Genomic DNA, 14,421 nt, shown 5'->3' with positions numbered 1-14,421 from the left:
TACAAGAAGGGAACGCCGGTGCCGCCCCCGAATGCCGGTGCCGCGCCCGGGCCCGTCAGCGGTCGAAGTCCAGCTCCACCCGCTCGCCCACCGGGTGGGACTGACAGGCCAGCACATAGCCCGCCTCCACCTCGTCCGGCTCCAGCGCGAAGTTCCGGTCCATCCGCACCTCGCCGGAGACCAGGAAGGCCCGGCAGGTGCCGCAGACCCCGCCCTTGCACGCGTATGGCGCGTCGGACCGATTGCGCAGCACGGTCTCCAGCAGCGGCTCCCCGTCCTGGACCGGCCAGGTGCCCGAGCGGCCGTCCAGGGTCGCCGTGACCGAGCTGTGCGAGGCGGCCAGGGCCGGGCCCGGTATGGGGACGCCCTCGGCGGGGGCCGCGTCCACATGGAAGATCTCCTGGTGGACCCGGCCGCGGGAGACCCCGAGACCGCGCAGCGCCCGCTCGGCGGCGCGCACCAGACCGTAGGGCCCGCACAGGAACCAGCCGTCCACCGAGGCGACCGGCAGCAGCGCCGGGAGCAGCCCGGTCAGCCGCTCCTCGTCGAGCCGCCCGGAGACCAGCCCGGCCTGCTGCTCCTCCCGGGAGAGCGCGCACACCAGCTGGAACCGGTCGGGCCAGCGGTCCTTGAGGTCGGCGACCTCCTCCAGGAACATCGTCGAGGCCGCGGTGCGGTCGCTGCGGATCAGGCAGAAGCGCGCCTCGGGCTGCCGGCTGAGCAGTGTGGCGGCGATGGACAGCACCGGGGTGATACCGCTGCCGCCGACGACCGCCGCGAAGTGACCGGGGCGGGGCTCCAGGACGAACCGGCCGGCCGGGGCCATCACCTCCATGACCTCGCCGACCGCCAGTTCCTTGAGGGCATAGGTCGAGAACTCGCCGCCCTCGACCAGCCGCACCCCGATCCGCAGGAACTCCGGGCCCTCCGGGCCCGGGGCCGGGGTGCAGATCGAGTACGTCCGGCGGATCTCCGCGCCATCGGCGAACCGGCGCACCGCGATGTGCTGCCCCGCCGCGAAGCGGAACGTCTCCCGCAGCGCGGGCGGCACCAGGAGGGTGACCGCCACCGCGTCATCGGTGAGCCGGTCGACCGCCGCCACCCGCAGCGGGTGGAACGCGCCGTGGCGGGGTGTGACCCGCTGCACCGCCTCCGCGGCCATCACAACTCCTTGAAGTGGTCGAACGGTTCGCCGCAGGCCGCGCAGCGGCGCAGCGCCTTGCAGGCGGTGGAGGAGAAGCGGCTGAGCAGCTCGGTCTCGGTGGAGCCGCAGTGCGGGCAGCGCACCGCCAGGGCCACCGGGACCGGGCCGCCGCCCGCCGTCGCGTCGAGCGGCGCGGGCGGCGCTATCCCGGACTCCGCCAGCTTGCGGCGGCCCTCGGCGCTGATCGCGTCCGTCGTCCAGGGCGGGGAGAGGACCGTGCGCACGGCGACCTCGGGGACGCCGTGGTCATGGAGCACCCGCTCGATATCGGTGGCCATCGACTCCAGCGCCGGGCAGCCGGTGTAGGTGGGGGTCAGCTCGACCTCGACCCGGCCCGGCCCCACCAGCCGCAGCCCGCGCATCACCCCCAGCTCGGCCAGGGAGACCATCGGCAGCTCCGGGTCCGGTACGGATCCGGCCAGCCGCAGCAGCTCCTCCTCGAGCGGGGTGAGCCCGGCGCCGGACGCCGGAGGCGTGGGCGCCACGGAGGGCCTGGGCGTCACCATGTCGCCCCCGGGTGGCTGCGGTGCAGATGCTGCATCTCGGCGAGCATCCGGCCGAACGGCTCGGTGTGGATGCCCTGGCGCCCCGCGCCGGCCGCCCAACCGCCGCGCCGCGGCCCCTCGGGCACCGCCAGGGTGGCGCGCTCCAGGACCGAGGTGATCCGGGTCAGCCAGGCGTCGTGCAGGGTGCTCCACTCCACCTCGCACCCCTCGACCGGCTCGAAGAGCTCACCGGTGAACCGCCAGAGCGCGTCCAGCCCGCGCCGCATCCGCTCATGGCTCTCATCCGTGCCGTCGCCGAGCCGCAGGGTCCAGTGCTCGGCGTGGTCGCGGTGGTAGGCCACCTCCTTGACCGCCTTGGCGGCCAGCGGGGCGAAGGGGCCGGTGCCGCGCGCCAGCCGCTCGTACAACAGCTCCTGGTAGGTGGAGAAGTAGAGCTGACGGGCGATGGTCCGGGCGAAGTCCCCGTTGGGCTGCTCGACCAGCTGGACGTTGCGGAACGCCCGCTCCTCGCGCAGATACGCCAGCTCGTCCTCGTCGCCGGCGAGGGAGAGCAGCACCCGGGCCTGGCCGAGCAGGTCGAGGGCGATATTGGCGAGCGCGACCTCCTCCTCCAGCACGGGTGCCTGCCCGGCCCACTCCCCCAGCCGGTGGGAGAGCACCAGCGCGTCGTCGCCCAGGGCGAGTGCCGCGGTCACAGGTGCCGCACCCCCTCGGGGATCGCGTAGAAGGTGGGGTGCCGGTAGGGCTTGTCGGCGGACGGCTCGAAGAACGGATCCCGCTCGTCCGGCGAGGAGGCGGTGATCTCGGCGGACGGCACCACCCAGATCGAGACACCCTCGGAGCGGCGGGTGTACAGATCCCGTGCGTTCCGCAGGGCCATTTCCGCGTCCGGGGCGTGGAGGGAACCGGCGTGGGTGTGCGACAGTCCGCGCCTGCTGCGGACGAACACCTCCCACAGCGGCCACTCGGTGCTCGGGCTGCCGCTCATGCCTGTGCCTCCCCGTGCTTGGCCGCGTACGCCGCGGCCGCCTCGCGCACCCAGGCGCCTTCCTCATGGGCCCGGCGCCGCTGGGTGATCCGCTGTGTGTTGCACGGCCCGTTTCCCCGCAGCACCTCGCGGAACTCGTCCCAGTCGATCGGGCCGAAGTCGTAATGCCCCCGCTCCTCGCTCCAGCGCAGCTCGGGATCGGGGAGGGTGAGGCCGAGGGATTCGGCCTGGGGGACGCAGATGTCGACGAAGCGCTGGCGCAGCTCGTCGTTGGAGTGGCGCTTGATCTTCCAGGCCATCGACTGGGCGGAGTGGGCCGAGGCGTCGTCCGGCGGGCCGAACATCATCAGCGATGGCCACCACCAGCGGTCCACCGCGTCCTGCGCCATGGCGTGCTGGGCCTCGGTGCCCCGGCTCAGGGCCAGCAGCAGCTCGTATCCCTGGCGCTGGTGGAAGGACTCCTCCTTGCAGATGCGGACCATCGCCCGCGCGTAGGGCCCGTAGGAGCAGCGGCACAGCGGGACCTGGTTGGTGATCGCGGCGCCGTCCACCAGCCAGCCGATGGCGCCGACGTCGGCCCAGGTCAGCGTGGGGTAGTTGAAGATCGAGGAGTACTTCTGGCGGCCGCTGTGGAGCTTGTCCAGCAGCTCGTCCCGGCTGGTGCCCAGGGTCTCCGCCGCGCTGTAGAGATACAGGCCGTGGCCCGCCTCGTCCTGGACCTTGGCCATCAGGATCGCCTTGCGCCGCAGCGAGGGGGCGCGGGTGATCCAGTTCGCCTCCGGCTGCATGCCGATGATCTCGGAGTGGGCGTGCTGCGCCATCTGCCGCACCAGCGTGGCCCGGTACTCGTCGGGCATCCAGTCACGCGGCTCGATGCGCTCATCCGCGGCCAGGGCGGCGTCGAACACCGCCTCGTACGCCCCCGCGTCCGCCGCCATCGTCGTCATGCGAAGCCCCTCCGCCACTCGTCTCCGCCGACCGGTCAGCCGACCGACCGATCGTTCGGTTCAATGGTGTGCTGAGGAACGTAGGGTGTCAACCCTGTGGATAACGCTGAGGACGCTGTGCCGAGTGGTTCCGCATCGGTACGGTGCCGGGGGCGTGGGGGCCACGGGGGCGCGCGGTCGACCGGCGTGCGCGAAGACCTGGACCATCGGGAGCGGGGCGGGGTATGGCGGACACGGAGCCGGAACCGGCGGATGGGGAGCCGACGGGGCCGGAGCCGCGGGAAGCGGAGCCGACGGCCCCCGAACCGACGGGGCCGGAGCCGCGGGGATCGGAGTCGAGGGGATCGGAACCAACGGGACCGGAACAGACAGACCCGGAGCCGAGCGAATCGGAACCGACGGAACTGACTGATCCGGCACCGGACGGCGACGCGGCGGAACCGCTCACCACGCTCTCCCTGCCCGCACAACTGATCATCGCGGTGGCCATCGCGGTCGCCGCCGTCGCCGCCGCGATCCACCTCTCGGCGGCCTTCCTGAACGTCTCACCGCCCAACACCCTCACCAAGCGGCACGGCGCGGCGATAGACGACTACGTCTATCCGGAGTTCGAACGGGTCTGGAAGCTCTTCGCCCCCAACCCCCTCCAGCAGAACATCGCCGTCCAGGCCCGCGCCGAGATCCGCACCTCCGACGGCGGCACCGCGACCACCGGCTGGCGCGACCTCTCGGCCCAGGACGGCGCGGCCATCCACCACAACCCGCTGCCCAGCCACACCCAGCAGAACGAGCTGCGCCGCGGCTGGGAGTTCTACGTCGGCTCGCATGATGTGCGGGAGCGGCCGCAGGGGATGCGCGGCAACCTCTCCGAGCAGTACATCCGCCGGATCGTGATGCTCCGCCTCGGCCGCGAGGAGGACGGCGGCACGGTCGAGCGAATACAGGTGCGCTCCGCGACCACTCCGGTGGCCCCACCGTCCTGGAGCGACGAGAAGATCGACACCAAGACGGTCTACCGCACGCTGCCGTGGTGGACCGTGACCTCCGACGACCTCCCGGAGGCGAAGCGCCGGTGACCCCCTCCGCCCGCCTCCAGACCGCCGTGGCGCGTGGCTACACGCGCGTCACCGCATCCGCGCTCGGCCCCCGGCAGAGCGCCGTCGTGCGCATCGGCTTCTCCTTCACCTGGCTGCTCTTCCTGGTGCGCGAATGGCCCCACCGCCGTGAGTTGTACGGGCCGGACGGCCCGTGGAACTGGGACATGGCCGCCCGGCTGATCGACGGCAACCGCGCCTTCACCGCGCTCATGTGGGCCGACAGCACGGTGTGGTTCGAGATCGTCTACGCCCTCGCCATCGTCTCCAGCGCGCTGCTGCTGGTGGGCTGGCGCACCCGCACCATGTCCGTGCTGTTCATGATCGGGGTGCTGTCGCTACAGAACCGCAGCATCTTCGTGGGGGACGGCGGCGACAATCTCATCCATCTGATGTCGATGTATCTGGTGCTGACCCGGTGCGGCCAGGTGTGGTCCCTGGACGCGCGCCGGGCGGCCCGGTGGGCGGACCGCGCATGGCCGCCGCGCGACACCACCGGAATCGTGCTGTGGGCCGTCACCGGGACCGCCCTGCTCTGGGCGCAGCTGTTCACCGGTGCCCGGCTGTTCCTGACCGCCGACGGCCCGCTGCCCGGGCTGGGCTGGGGCACCGTCCTGTGGGGGCTGTGGCTCGTCCAGGCCGGATGGTGGTTCGTCCGGCGCTACGCGCCGGGGGAGCCGCGCACCGTCCTGGACGTGCTCGCCAATGTGGCGCACAACGGCGCCCTGCTGGTGATCATGGCCGAGGTCTGTCTGCTGTACGCCTCGGCCGGCTGGTACAAGATCCAGGGTTCGCGCTGGCAGGACGGCACCGCCCTCTACTACCCACTGCACCTGGACTACTTCTCGCCCTGGCCCTGGCTGGCCGACACCATGGCGTCCAGCGGCACCCTGGTGATGGTGCTGACCTACGGCACGGTCATCGTCCAGGTGGCGTTTCCGTTCACCCTGCTCAACCGGCGGGCCAAGAACGTGATGCTGGTCCTGCTGATGATGGAGCACCTCGGCATCGCCGTGATGCTGGGGCTGCCCTTCTTCTCGCTCGCCGTGATCGCGGCTGACTCGGTCTTCCTGCCGACGAACGCCCTGCGCTGGGCCGAGGCGCGGCTGGGCCGGGCCCGGGACCGGCTGGCGGCGCGCGCCGTATGGCTGCCGGGGCAGCGAGCGCGGGAGCGCGACGAGGAATCCCCGGCCGGCACCCTCGTACGCTGAGGGGATGATCGATGACGAGTCCGCGCGGGCCGTACGGCACTGGCGCGCGACGGCCCCCGACACCGTGCTGCTGGACGGCTTCCACGCGCTGAAGCACGCGCTGCGGTTCGGTGCGGAGGTACGCGCCGCGGTCACCAGCGACAAGGCGGCCGCCGTGGAACTCGCCGAGGACCTGGCCGACGACCTCACCGAGGTGATCGCGGACCTTCTGGTGGAGGTGGAGGCCGGGATCCTGCGCGATCTGGTGCCCAGGGTGCATCCCACCCGGATCGCCGCCCTGGCGGTCCGGCGCGGCCGTCGGGCGAATCTGGACGAGCTGTCCCGGCGGCCCCGGCGGGCCCCGGTGGTCGTCCTGGACAACCCCCGCAACCTGGGGAACGTCGGGGCCGTGGTCCGGCTCGCCGCCGGGTTCGGGGCCACGGGCGTGGTCACCACCGGCGATATCGACCCCTGGCATCCGAACGCCGTGCGCTCGGGCGCCGGGCTTCACTTCGCCACGGCGGTGGAGCGGCTGCCGGACGACGCCCTTCCGGAGGGGCCGCTGTACGCGCTGGACCCGGAGGGGGCGGACATCCGGTCCCTGACCATCCCCGATGACGCGCTGCTCGCCTTCGGCTCCGAGCGGCACGGGATCTCCCCGGAGCTGCGGAAGCGGGCCACGAGGCTGGTGGCCCTTCCCATGCGGCCACAGGTGTCCAGCTACAACCTGGCCACCAGCGTGGCCATGGCCCTCTTCCACTGGGGCGGCCCCGCCTAGGGTCTGTCCGGGCGGGGCGTGCGCGGTGATTCGCCCCGCACCGCCCCGCCCACTGGGCCCGTTACTCCGCCGGGCGGCGGACCTCGACCATCCGGAAGCGGCCGGCCACGAACGCCCCGTCGCACAGCGCGGCGTTGGCCGACGGGTTGCCGCCCGTGCCGTGGAAGTCCGAGAAGGCCGCGGTCTGGTTCACATACACTCCGCCGGTCAGATTGAGCGACAGCTGGGCGCACTCCTCCAGACACGCCTCCTCGATCAGTCGCTCGGCCTCCGGCGAGGTGGTGTACGCCCCGACCGTCATCGCGCCCTTGTCCCGGGTGGTCCGGCGCAGCAGCGCCACCGCGTCCTCCGTGGAGGCGACGGCGACGGCGAAGGAGACCGGGCCGAAGCACTCGGCCAGATACGGCGCGTCCGCGTCCGCCCCCTCCCAGAACTTCCGCGCGCCGTCCGCCTTGACCATCAGCGGCGTGCGGACCGTGGCGCCCGGGAACTTGGGGTGGGCCACCGTGCGGGAGACCAGGGCGACCGCGCCCAGGCCGGGGGCGGCCTCCAGCCGCTCCTGGACCCGCGGGCCCACGATCGCGCCGAGCAGCGCGCTCGCCCGTGCGTCGTCGCCCAGCAGCCCGTCCACCGCCGCCGCCAGGTCGGCCACCACCTCGTCATAGGTCTTGGGACCGGCGTCGGTGGTGATGCCGTCGCGGGGGATCAGCAGGTTCTGTGGGGTGGTGCACATCTGGCCGCTGTAGAGGGAGAGGGAGAACGCCAGATTGGCGAGCATGCCCTGGTAGTCGTCGGTGGAGTCGATCACCACCGTGTTGACCCCCGCCTTCTCCGTGAAGACCTGGGCCTGGCGGGCGTGGGTCTCCAGCCAGTCGCCGAAGGCGGTGGACCCCGTGTAGTCGATGATGCGGATCTCGGGGCGGACGGCGAGGACCTTGGCGATCCCCTCGTCCGGCCGTTCGGCGGCGAGCGCCACCAGATCGGGGCTGAACCCCGCCTCCGTCAGCACCTCGCGCGCCACCTGGACGGTCAGCGCCAGCGGCAGCACGGCCTGGGGGTGCGGCTTGACCAGCACCGGATTGCCGGTGGCGAGCGAGGCGAAGAGCCCCGGATAGCCGTTCCACGTCGGGAAGGTGTTGCAACCGATCAGCAGCGCGATACCGCGCGGGACGGCCGTGAACGTCTTGCGCAGGCGCAGCGGGTCGCGCTTGCCCTGCGGCTTGGACCAGTCGGCGGCGCCCGGAGTGCGGGTCTGCTCGGCGAACGCGTACGCCACCGCCTCCAGGCCGCGGTCCTGGGCGTGGGGGCCGCCGGCCTGGAACGCCATCATGTACGCCTGTCCGCTGGTGTGCATGACGGCCTGGGCGAACTCATGCGACCGGGCGCCGATCCGGGCCAGGATCTCCAGGCACACCATGGCCCGTGTCTCGGGACCGGCGTCCCGCCAGGCGGGCATCCCCGCCCGCATCGCCGGGAGGAGCGCATCGATGTCCGGATGCGGATACTCCATGCCCATCTCCGCTCCGAACGGAGAGACCTCGGAGCCCGCCCAGCCGTCGGTGCCCGGCTGGTCCAGCTCGAAGCGCTTGCCGCGCAGCGCCTCGAACGCCGCTTGGCCCTCGGCGACGCTCAGGCTCGGGCGCCCGCCCTGGCCCTCGCCGCCGTAAGCCTTCGGGTGCTCGGGGTGCGGGGACCAATAGGCGCGGGTACGGATCGCCTCCAGGGCCTGGTCGAGGGTGGGGCGGTGCTCTTGCGTCAACTGCGCGGTGGTGAGTGCGGCGGTCACGACTGACCAACTCCTCGTCGAGCTGGGGCTGGGCTGGAATGGGCGACAGGGTTAGAGTAACCGAACGATCGGTCGGGACAAGAGGGCCTGGCGAACCTGTGGACAACTTCGTCGAAAAGGATCTGCGGCATGACTGCGATCGACCGTGGGACCGACCGCGCCGGCCTCGTCGCCGTCGTCGGCACCGGCACGATGGGCCAGGGGATCGCCCAGGTGGCGCTGGCCGCGGGCCATCCGGTGCGGCTCTACGACGCCGCTCCCGGCCGTGCCTCGCGGGCCGCCGACGCCATCGCGGACCGGCTCGGCCGGCTGGTCGCCAAGGAGCGCCTCTCCGCCGCCGACCGCGACGCCGCCCTCGGCCGGCTCACCCCCGTGGCCGACCTCGCGGACCTGGCCGGGGCGGAGCTGGTGATCGAGGCGATCCTGGAGGAACTCGACGCCAAGCAAAAGCTGTTCACCGCGCTGGAGTCGGTGGTCTCCGACGGCTGTCTGCTCGCCACCAACACCTCCTCCCTCTCCGTCACCGCCGTCGCCGGCGTCCTGCGCCGCCCCGGCCGCCTCCTCGGTCTGCACTTCTTCAATCCGGCCCCGCTGATGCCACTGGTGGAGGTGGTGCGCGGCGCCGCCACGGACGAGCCCGCCGCCGACCGCGCCCACGCCACCGTCGCGGCCTGGGGGAAGACCCCCGTGCGCTGCGCCGACACCCCCGGGTTCATCGTCAACCGGATCGCCCGCCCCTTCTACGCCGAGGCGTTCCGGGCGTACGAGGAGCGCGCCGCCGACCCCGCCACCCTGGACGCCGTGCTGCGCGAGTCCGGTGGCTTCAGAATGGGCCCCTTCGAGCTCACCGACCTGATCGGCCAGGACGTGAACGAGGCCGTCACCCGATCCGTCTGGGAAGCGCTGTTCCACGATCCGAAATTCACCCCGCCCCTCGCCCAGCGGCAGCTCGTCGCCTCCGGGCGGCACGGACGCAAGACGGGCCACGGCTGGTACGACCACGCGGAGGGCGCCGGGCGGCCCGCCCCGCACACCGCGGAGCCGTGCGAGCCGCCCGGCAAGGTCGCCCTCCATGGCGACCTGGGGCCCGCACAGGGGCTGGTCGGCCTCATCGAGGAGGCGGGCATACCGGTGACCCGCGAGCCCGTCGGGGCCCATCTCGCCCTGCCCGACGGCACCCGCCTGTCCCTGGCCGACGGCACGACCGCCACCGACGACCCCTTCGCCGCGTCGGTCCGCTTCGACCTGGCGCTGGACTACCGCACCGCCACCCGCGTCGCGCTCGCGGCGTCCGCGGCCGCCCCCGAGGAGTCCCTGCGGTCCGCGGTCGGCCTGTTCCAGGCGCTCGGTAAGGAGGTCAGCGTGGTCCAGGACGTCCCCGGCATGGTCGTGGCCCGCACGGTCGCGATGCTCGTGGACTTCGCCGAGGACGCCGTCGCCCGCGGGGTGGCGAGCCCCGAGGACATCGACACCGCCATGCTGACCGGCGTCAACTACCCGCGCGGGCCGCTGGCCTGGGGACGCGCGCTCGGCGCCCGCTGGGTGCGCGACACCCTGCGCAACCTCCACCACGCCTGTCCGACCGGCCGCTACGCCCCTTCCCAGGCGCTGATCCGGCGTGCGGCCGCCGATGAGAGGCTGCTCTAATCATGACCATGGCCAAGCGCGACACCTACACGCCCGAATCGCTGCTCGCGGTCGCCGTGGAGGTGTTCAACGAGCGCGGCTACGACGGCACCTCCATGGAGCACCTGTCCCGGGCCGCCGGGATTTCCAAGTCCTCCATCTACCACCATGTGAAGGGCAAGGAGGAGCTGCTCAGGCTGGCCATAAGCCGGGCCCTGGACGGACTGTTCGGCATCCTCCAGGAGCCCGCCGCGCGCGAGGGACGGGCGATCGAGCGGCTGGAGCACGTGGCCCGGCGCACCGCCGAGGTGCTGATGGAGGAGCTGCCCTACGTCACGCTGCTGCTGCGCGTCCGGGGCAACACGGACACCGAGCGGTGGGCCATGGAGCGGCGCCGGGAGTTCGACCACCAGGTGGCCGAGCTGCTCAAGCAGGCGGCGGCCGATGGCGACCTGCGGTCCGACGTGGACGCCCGGCTGGCGACCCGGCTGCTCTTTGGCATGATCAACTCCATTGTGGAGTGGTACCGGCCGGGCCGCGGCGGGGCCGCTACCTCCCATGAGGTGGCCGAGGCCGTGATCCGTACGGCCTTCGCGGGCCTGCGCACGCAGACCTGACGCGCGAGGTCGGCGGGGCGGTACGCACGCGCCCGGCCCTGGCGCGCCACACCCGCGCCCGCGCCCGGTTGTGGACCCCGGCCACGGCCCTGGCCCCGCTACGGCTCCGCGTCCAGGTCCGTCTCCTCGAAGACCAGCAGCGTCCGGGTGCTCAGCACCTCGGGTATGGCCTGGATGCGGGTGAGGACCAGCTCGCGCAGTGAGCGGTTGTCCTCGGTGTGCACCAGCAGCAGCACATCGAAGTCCCCGCTGACCAGGGCGAGGTGGGTGGCCCCTGGGAGCTGCCGCAGCTCTTCGCGCACGGTGCGCCAGGAGTTCTGGACGATCTTCAGCGTGATGTACGCGGACGCGCCCTGCCCGGCCCGCTCCTGGTCCACCCGGGCGCTGAAGCCGCGGATCACTCCGTCGTCGAGCAGGCGGTTGATCCGGGCGTAGGCGTTGGCGCGGGAGACGTGCACCTGCTCGGCCACGGAGCGTATGGAGGCGCGGCCGTCCATTTGGAGCAGACGCAGGATGTCGCGGTCGATGGAGTCCAACGGACGCGCCGGGGGTTTGCCGTCCGGATTGGCCATCTGTTCGCCCGACATATCGTCCCGCCTCCCCTTCATGGACGTCCTGTCTTCATCTCAGGGGCAGCAGAACCGTTTGTCCACAGGCTTGGGTCGCCTGTAGCCAAAATGCGTCAACGACCGAACAATCGGTAGGGGAGGGCGATGCCGCCCGGCACGCCCCGCCCTCCCGCCGTACGCCACGCCCAGGAGGTCGCGTCATGACGGTCCTTGAGCAGCCCGGTGCCTACCGGCCCACTCCCCCGCCCGGCTGGCAGCCCCGCGTCGACGCCGCGCCGCTGCTGCCCGACGCGGAGCCGTACCGCCTGCTGGGCACCGCCGCTGCCGCCGACATCTCCCCGGATCTGCTGATCCGGCTCCACCGCGAGCTGGTGCGCGGCCGCCGGTACAACACGCAGGCCACCGCCCTCACCCGGCAGGGCCGGCTGGCCGTCTACCCCTCCTCCACCGGGCAGGAAGCCTGCCAGGTCGCGGCCGGGCTGGTGCTGGAGGACCGCGATTGGCTCTTCCCCAGCTACCGCGACACCCTGGCCGCCGTGGTCCGCGGGCTCGACCCCGTCGACGCCCTGACCCTGCTGCGCGGCGACTGGCACTCCGGGTACGACCCCCACGCCCACCGCGTCGCCCCGCTGTGCACCCCGCTGGCCACCCAGCTGCCGCACGCCGTCGGCCTCGCCCACGCCGCCCGCCTCAAGGGCGACGATGTGGTGGCCCTCGCGCTGGTCGGCGACGGCGGCACCAGCGAGGGCGACTTCCACGAGGCCCTCAACTTCGCGGCCGTCTGGCAGGCCCCGGTCGTCTTCCTCGTCCAGAACAACGGCTTCGCGATCTCCGTCCCGCTCGCCAAGCAGACCGCCGCGCCCTCCCTCGCCCACAAGGCGGTGGGATACGGGATGCCCGGCCGGCTCGTCGACGGCAATGACGCGGCCGCCGTCCACGAGGTCCTGGCGGAGGCGGTGCGCCGGGCCCGCGGCGGAGGCGGCCCCACCCTGGTGGAGGCGGTCACCTACCGCATGGAGGCGCACACCAACGCCGACGACGCCACCCGCTACCGCCCCGACTCCGAAGTCGAGGCATGGCGCGCCCATGACCCGATAGCGCTCCTGGAGGAGGCCATGCGGGACCGCCATCTGCTGGACGACGAGGGGGCCCGGGCCGCGCGGGAGTCCGCGGAGCGGCTCGCCGCCGATCTGCGGACGCGGATGCACCAGGACCCGGTCCTCGACCCCATGGCGCTCTTCGAGCACGTCTACGCCGACCGGACCAGCCAGCTGCGCGAGCAGGCGGCCCAGCTGCGCGCCGAGCTCGACGCCGAGGCCGCGGACGCCGGGAAGGGGGAGTGATGACCACCGCAGTCGGGACCGACACCGCCCGTAAGCCCGCCACCATGGCCCAGGCCCTCGGCCGCGCGCTGCGCGACGCCATGGCCGCCGACCCGTCCGTCCACGTCCTCGGCGAGGACGTGGGCACCCTGGGCGGCGTCTTCCGGATCACCGACGGACTCGCCGAGGAGTTCGGCGAGGACCGCTGCACGGACACGCCGCTGGCCGAGGCGGGGATCCTCGGCACCGCCGTGGGCATGGCGATGTACGGGCTGCGGCCGGTGGTCGAGATGCAGTTCGACGCCTTCGCCTATCCGTCCTTCGAGCAGCTCATCAGCCATGTCTCCCGGATGCGCAACCGCACCCGGGGCGCGATGCCCATGCCGATCACCGTGCGGGTCCCCTACGGGGGCGGCATCGGCGGCGTCGAGCACCACAGCGACTCCTCCGAGATCTACTACATGGCCACCCCCGGCCTCCACGTCGTCGCCCCCGCGACCGTCGCCGACGCCTATGGGCTGCTGCGCGCCGCCATCGCCTCCGACGACCCCGTGATCTTCCTGGAGCCCAAGCGGCTGTACTGGTCCAAGGCCGACTGGTCGGCCGACGCCCCCGAGCAGGTGCCGCCCATCGGGCGCGCGGTGGTGCGCGGGCCCGGCAGCGGCGGTCGGCGCAGCGCCACCTTGATCTCCTACGGCCCCTCCGTGCCGGTGTGCCTCGAAGCCGCCGAGGCGGCCCGGGCCGAGGGCTGGGATCTGGAGGTCGTCGATCTGCGCTCGCTCGTCCCCTTCGACGACGAGACGGTGTGCGCCTCCGTGCGCCGCACCGGCCGCGCGGTCGTCGTCCATGAGTCCACGGGCTTCGGCGGGCCCGGCGGGGAGATCGCCGCCCGGGTCACCGAGCGCTGCTTCCACCATCTGGAGGCGCCCGTGCTGCGGGTGGCCGGATTCGACATCCCCTACCCGCCGCCCATGCTGGAGCGGCACCATCTGCCCGGGGTGGACCGGGTGCTGGACGCCGTCGCCCGGCTCCAGTGGGAGTCGGAGTGGACCGAGGGGAGCGCGGTCTGATGGCTGTCGTAAGGGAGTTCACCCTGCCCGATCTGGGTGAGGGGCTGACCGGCGCCGAGATCGTGCGCTGGCTGGTCCAGGTCGGCGATGTGGTCGCGGTCGACCAGCCGGTGGTCGAGGTCGAGACGGCCAAGGCGATGGTGGATGTGCCGTGCCCGTACGGCGGTGTGGTGACGGCCCGTTACGGCGAGGAGGGCGCGGAGGTGCCGGTCGGGGCGGCGCTGATCACGGTCGCCGTGCCGGAGGGCTCGGACGGCGGATCCGGGCCGCCGGTCACCGAGAGCGCGATCGACGGCACCTCGGGCAATGTACTGGTCGGCTATGGCACGGCCGGTCCCGCCGCGCGGCGCCGTCGCGTCCGGCTCTCCCCCGGGCCGCTGCGTGAGATGCCCACGGCTCCTGGCGGACCGCTGCCCGAGACGGCGGGGGCCCCCGCCCCGCGGTTGCGCGAGACGGCGGCGGGCCCTGCCGCGCCCGTGCGCGGGACGGCGGCGGCCCCCGCCGGGCCGGTGGGTGAGGCGGTGACGGCTCCCGCCGGGCCCCTTCCGGTGATCTCGCCCCTGGTGCGGCGGCTGGCCCGGGAGCACGATGTCGATCTGCGGCAGCTCAGGGGCTCGGGCCCCGAGGGGCTGATCCTGCGGGCGGACGTCGAGCGAGCGGTCGCGGGCACGGCGCCCGCGCCTGCCGCCTCCGCGCCCGTAGCGCCCGTGCCCGCCTCCGCGCC

15 protein-coding genes are annotated in these 14,421 nt (G+C 73.0%); 8 read left to right on the top strand and 7 right to left on the bottom strand.

What is annotated here, in order from left to right:
• Positions 1–55: 55 nt before the first annotated feature.
• Genes ABD329_RS10930 through paaA form a run of 5 tightly spaced genes read right to left on the bottom strand, consistent with a single transcriptional unit; the run spans position 56 to position 3,645 of the window.
• Positions 56–1,162 (bottom strand): 2Fe-2S iron-sulfur cluster-binding protein, encoded by a 1,107-nt coding sequence (locus ABD329_RS10930; RefSeq protein WP_344316287.1) that lies wholly within the window; start codon positions 1,160–1,162, stop codon positions 56–58.
• Positions 1,162–1,710, bottom strand: a complete 549-nt coding sequence (paaD, locus tag ABD329_RS10925) for a 1,2-phenylacetyl-CoA epoxidase subunit PaaD (RefSeq protein ID WP_344316286.1) — start codon at positions 1,708–1,710, stop codon at positions 1,162–1,164. The genes ABD329_RS10930 and paaD overlap by 1 nt, the downstream gene beginning before the upstream one ends.
• The gene (gene paaC / locus ABD329_RS10920) at positions 1,704–2,405 is read right to left on the bottom strand and encodes a 1,2-phenylacetyl-CoA epoxidase subunit PaaC (RefSeq protein ID WP_344316285.1); all 702 of its coding nucleotides are present in this window, start codon (positions 2,403–2,405) and stop codon (positions 1,704–1,706) included. Before paaC ends, paaD begins: the two co-directional genes overlap by 7 nt.
• A complete protein-coding gene (gene paaB, locus ABD329_RS10915; RefSeq protein ID WP_344316284.1) occupies positions 2,402–2,698 on the bottom strand; it encodes a 1,2-phenylacetyl-CoA epoxidase subunit PaaB in 297 nt (98 codons plus the stop codon). Before paaB ends, paaC begins: the two co-directional genes overlap by 4 nt.
• A complete protein-coding gene (gene paaA, locus ABD329_RS10910) occupies positions 2,695–3,645 on the bottom strand; it encodes a 1,2-phenylacetyl-CoA epoxidase subunit PaaA (protein WP_344316283.1) in 951 nt (316 codons plus the stop codon). Before paaA ends, paaB begins: the two co-directional genes overlap by 4 nt.
• Positions 3,646–4,127: 482 nt before the next feature.
• Here paaA and ABD329_RS10905 point away from each other — a divergent pair, with 482 nt between their 5' ends.
• The 3 genes from ABD329_RS10905 to ABD329_RS10895 are packed head-to-tail and all read left to right on the top strand — an operon-like array spanning position 4,128 to position 6,707.
• On the top strand, positions 4,128–4,721 hold the full coding sequence (locus ABD329_RS10905; protein ID WP_425574311.1) for a DUF5819 family protein: 594 nt from the start codon (positions 4,128–4,130) through the stop codon (positions 4,719–4,721).
• Positions 4,718–5,950: an HTTM domain-containing protein gene (locus ABD329_RS10900; protein ID WP_344316281.1), complete on the top strand. Its 1,233-nt coding sequence runs from the start codon at positions 4,718–4,720 to the stop codon at positions 5,948–5,950. The genes ABD329_RS10905 and ABD329_RS10900 overlap by 4 nt, the downstream gene beginning before the upstream one ends.
• Positions 5,951–5,954: 4 nt before the next feature.
• Complete coding sequence (locus tag ABD329_RS10895; protein WP_344316280.1) at positions 5,955–6,707, top strand: TrmH family RNA methyltransferase; 753 nt, start codon at positions 5,955–5,957, stop codon at positions 6,705–6,707.
• A 61-nt stretch (positions 6,708–6,768) separates the two neighbouring features.
• On the opposite strand, the gene paaN is transcribed toward ABD329_RS10895, so the two are convergent.
• Complete coding sequence (gene paaN / locus ABD329_RS10890) at positions 6,769–8,493, bottom strand: phenylacetic acid degradation protein PaaN (protein ID WP_344316279.1); 1,725 nt, start codon at positions 8,491–8,493, stop codon at positions 6,769–6,771.
• A gap of 129 nt (positions 8,494–8,622) precedes the next feature.
• Between paaN and ABD329_RS10885 the strand changes: the two genes are divergently transcribed.
• Both ABD329_RS10885 and ABD329_RS10880 read left to right on the top strand, forming a co-directional pair.
• Positions 8,623–10,140 carry a 3-hydroxyacyl-CoA dehydrogenase gene (locus ABD329_RS10885; RefSeq protein ID WP_344316278.1) on the top strand — a complete coding sequence of 506 codons (1,518 nt, stop codon included), beginning with the start codon at positions 8,623–8,625 and terminating at the stop codon, positions 10,138–10,140.
• Positions 10,141–10,142: 2 nt separating this feature from the next.
• Positions 10,143–10,736 (top strand): TetR/AcrR family transcriptional regulator, encoded by a 594-nt coding sequence (locus tag ABD329_RS10880; RefSeq protein ID WP_086885330.1) that lies wholly within the window; start codon positions 10,143–10,145, stop codon positions 10,734–10,736.
• A gap of 98 nt (positions 10,737–10,834) precedes the next feature.
• Here the strand turns inward: ABD329_RS10880 and ABD329_RS10875 are convergent, their stop codons facing one another.
• A complete protein-coding gene (locus ABD329_RS10875; RefSeq protein ID WP_344316276.1) occupies positions 10,835–11,323 on the bottom strand; it encodes an Lrp/AsnC family transcriptional regulator in 489 nt (162 codons plus the stop codon).
• Between the two features lie 182 nt (positions 11,324–11,505).
• On the opposite strand from ABD329_RS10875, the gene pdhA reads away from it, so the two are divergent.
• The 3 genes from pdhA to ABD329_RS10860 all read left to right on the top strand — a co-directional run.
• Positions 11,506–12,648, top strand: coding sequence for a pyruvate dehydrogenase (acetyl-transferring) E1 component subunit alpha (gene pdhA / locus ABD329_RS10870; RefSeq protein ID WP_344316275.1), 1,143 nt, complete (start codon positions 11,506–11,508; stop codon positions 12,646–12,648).
• Entirely contained in the window at positions 12,648–13,697 is a 1,050-nt protein-coding gene (locus tag ABD329_RS10865) for an alpha-ketoacid dehydrogenase subunit beta (protein WP_344316274.1), read from the top strand. The genes pdhA and ABD329_RS10865 overlap by 1 nt, the downstream gene beginning before the upstream one ends.
• Positions 13,697–14,421 (top strand): biotin/lipoyl-containing protein (locus tag ABD329_RS10860; protein ID WP_344316273.1); only part of this gene is annotated, 725 nt, incomplete at its 3' end. The genes ABD329_RS10865 and ABD329_RS10860, both read left to right, overlap by 1 nt.

This window comes from Streptomyces javensis (assembly GCF_039525925.1).
Taxonomy (GTDB): domain Bacteria; phylum Actinomycetota; class Actinomycetes; order Streptomycetales; family Streptomycetaceae; genus Streptomyces; species Streptomyces asiaticus.
This window is presented reverse-complemented; position numbering and strand designations above follow the sequence as displayed.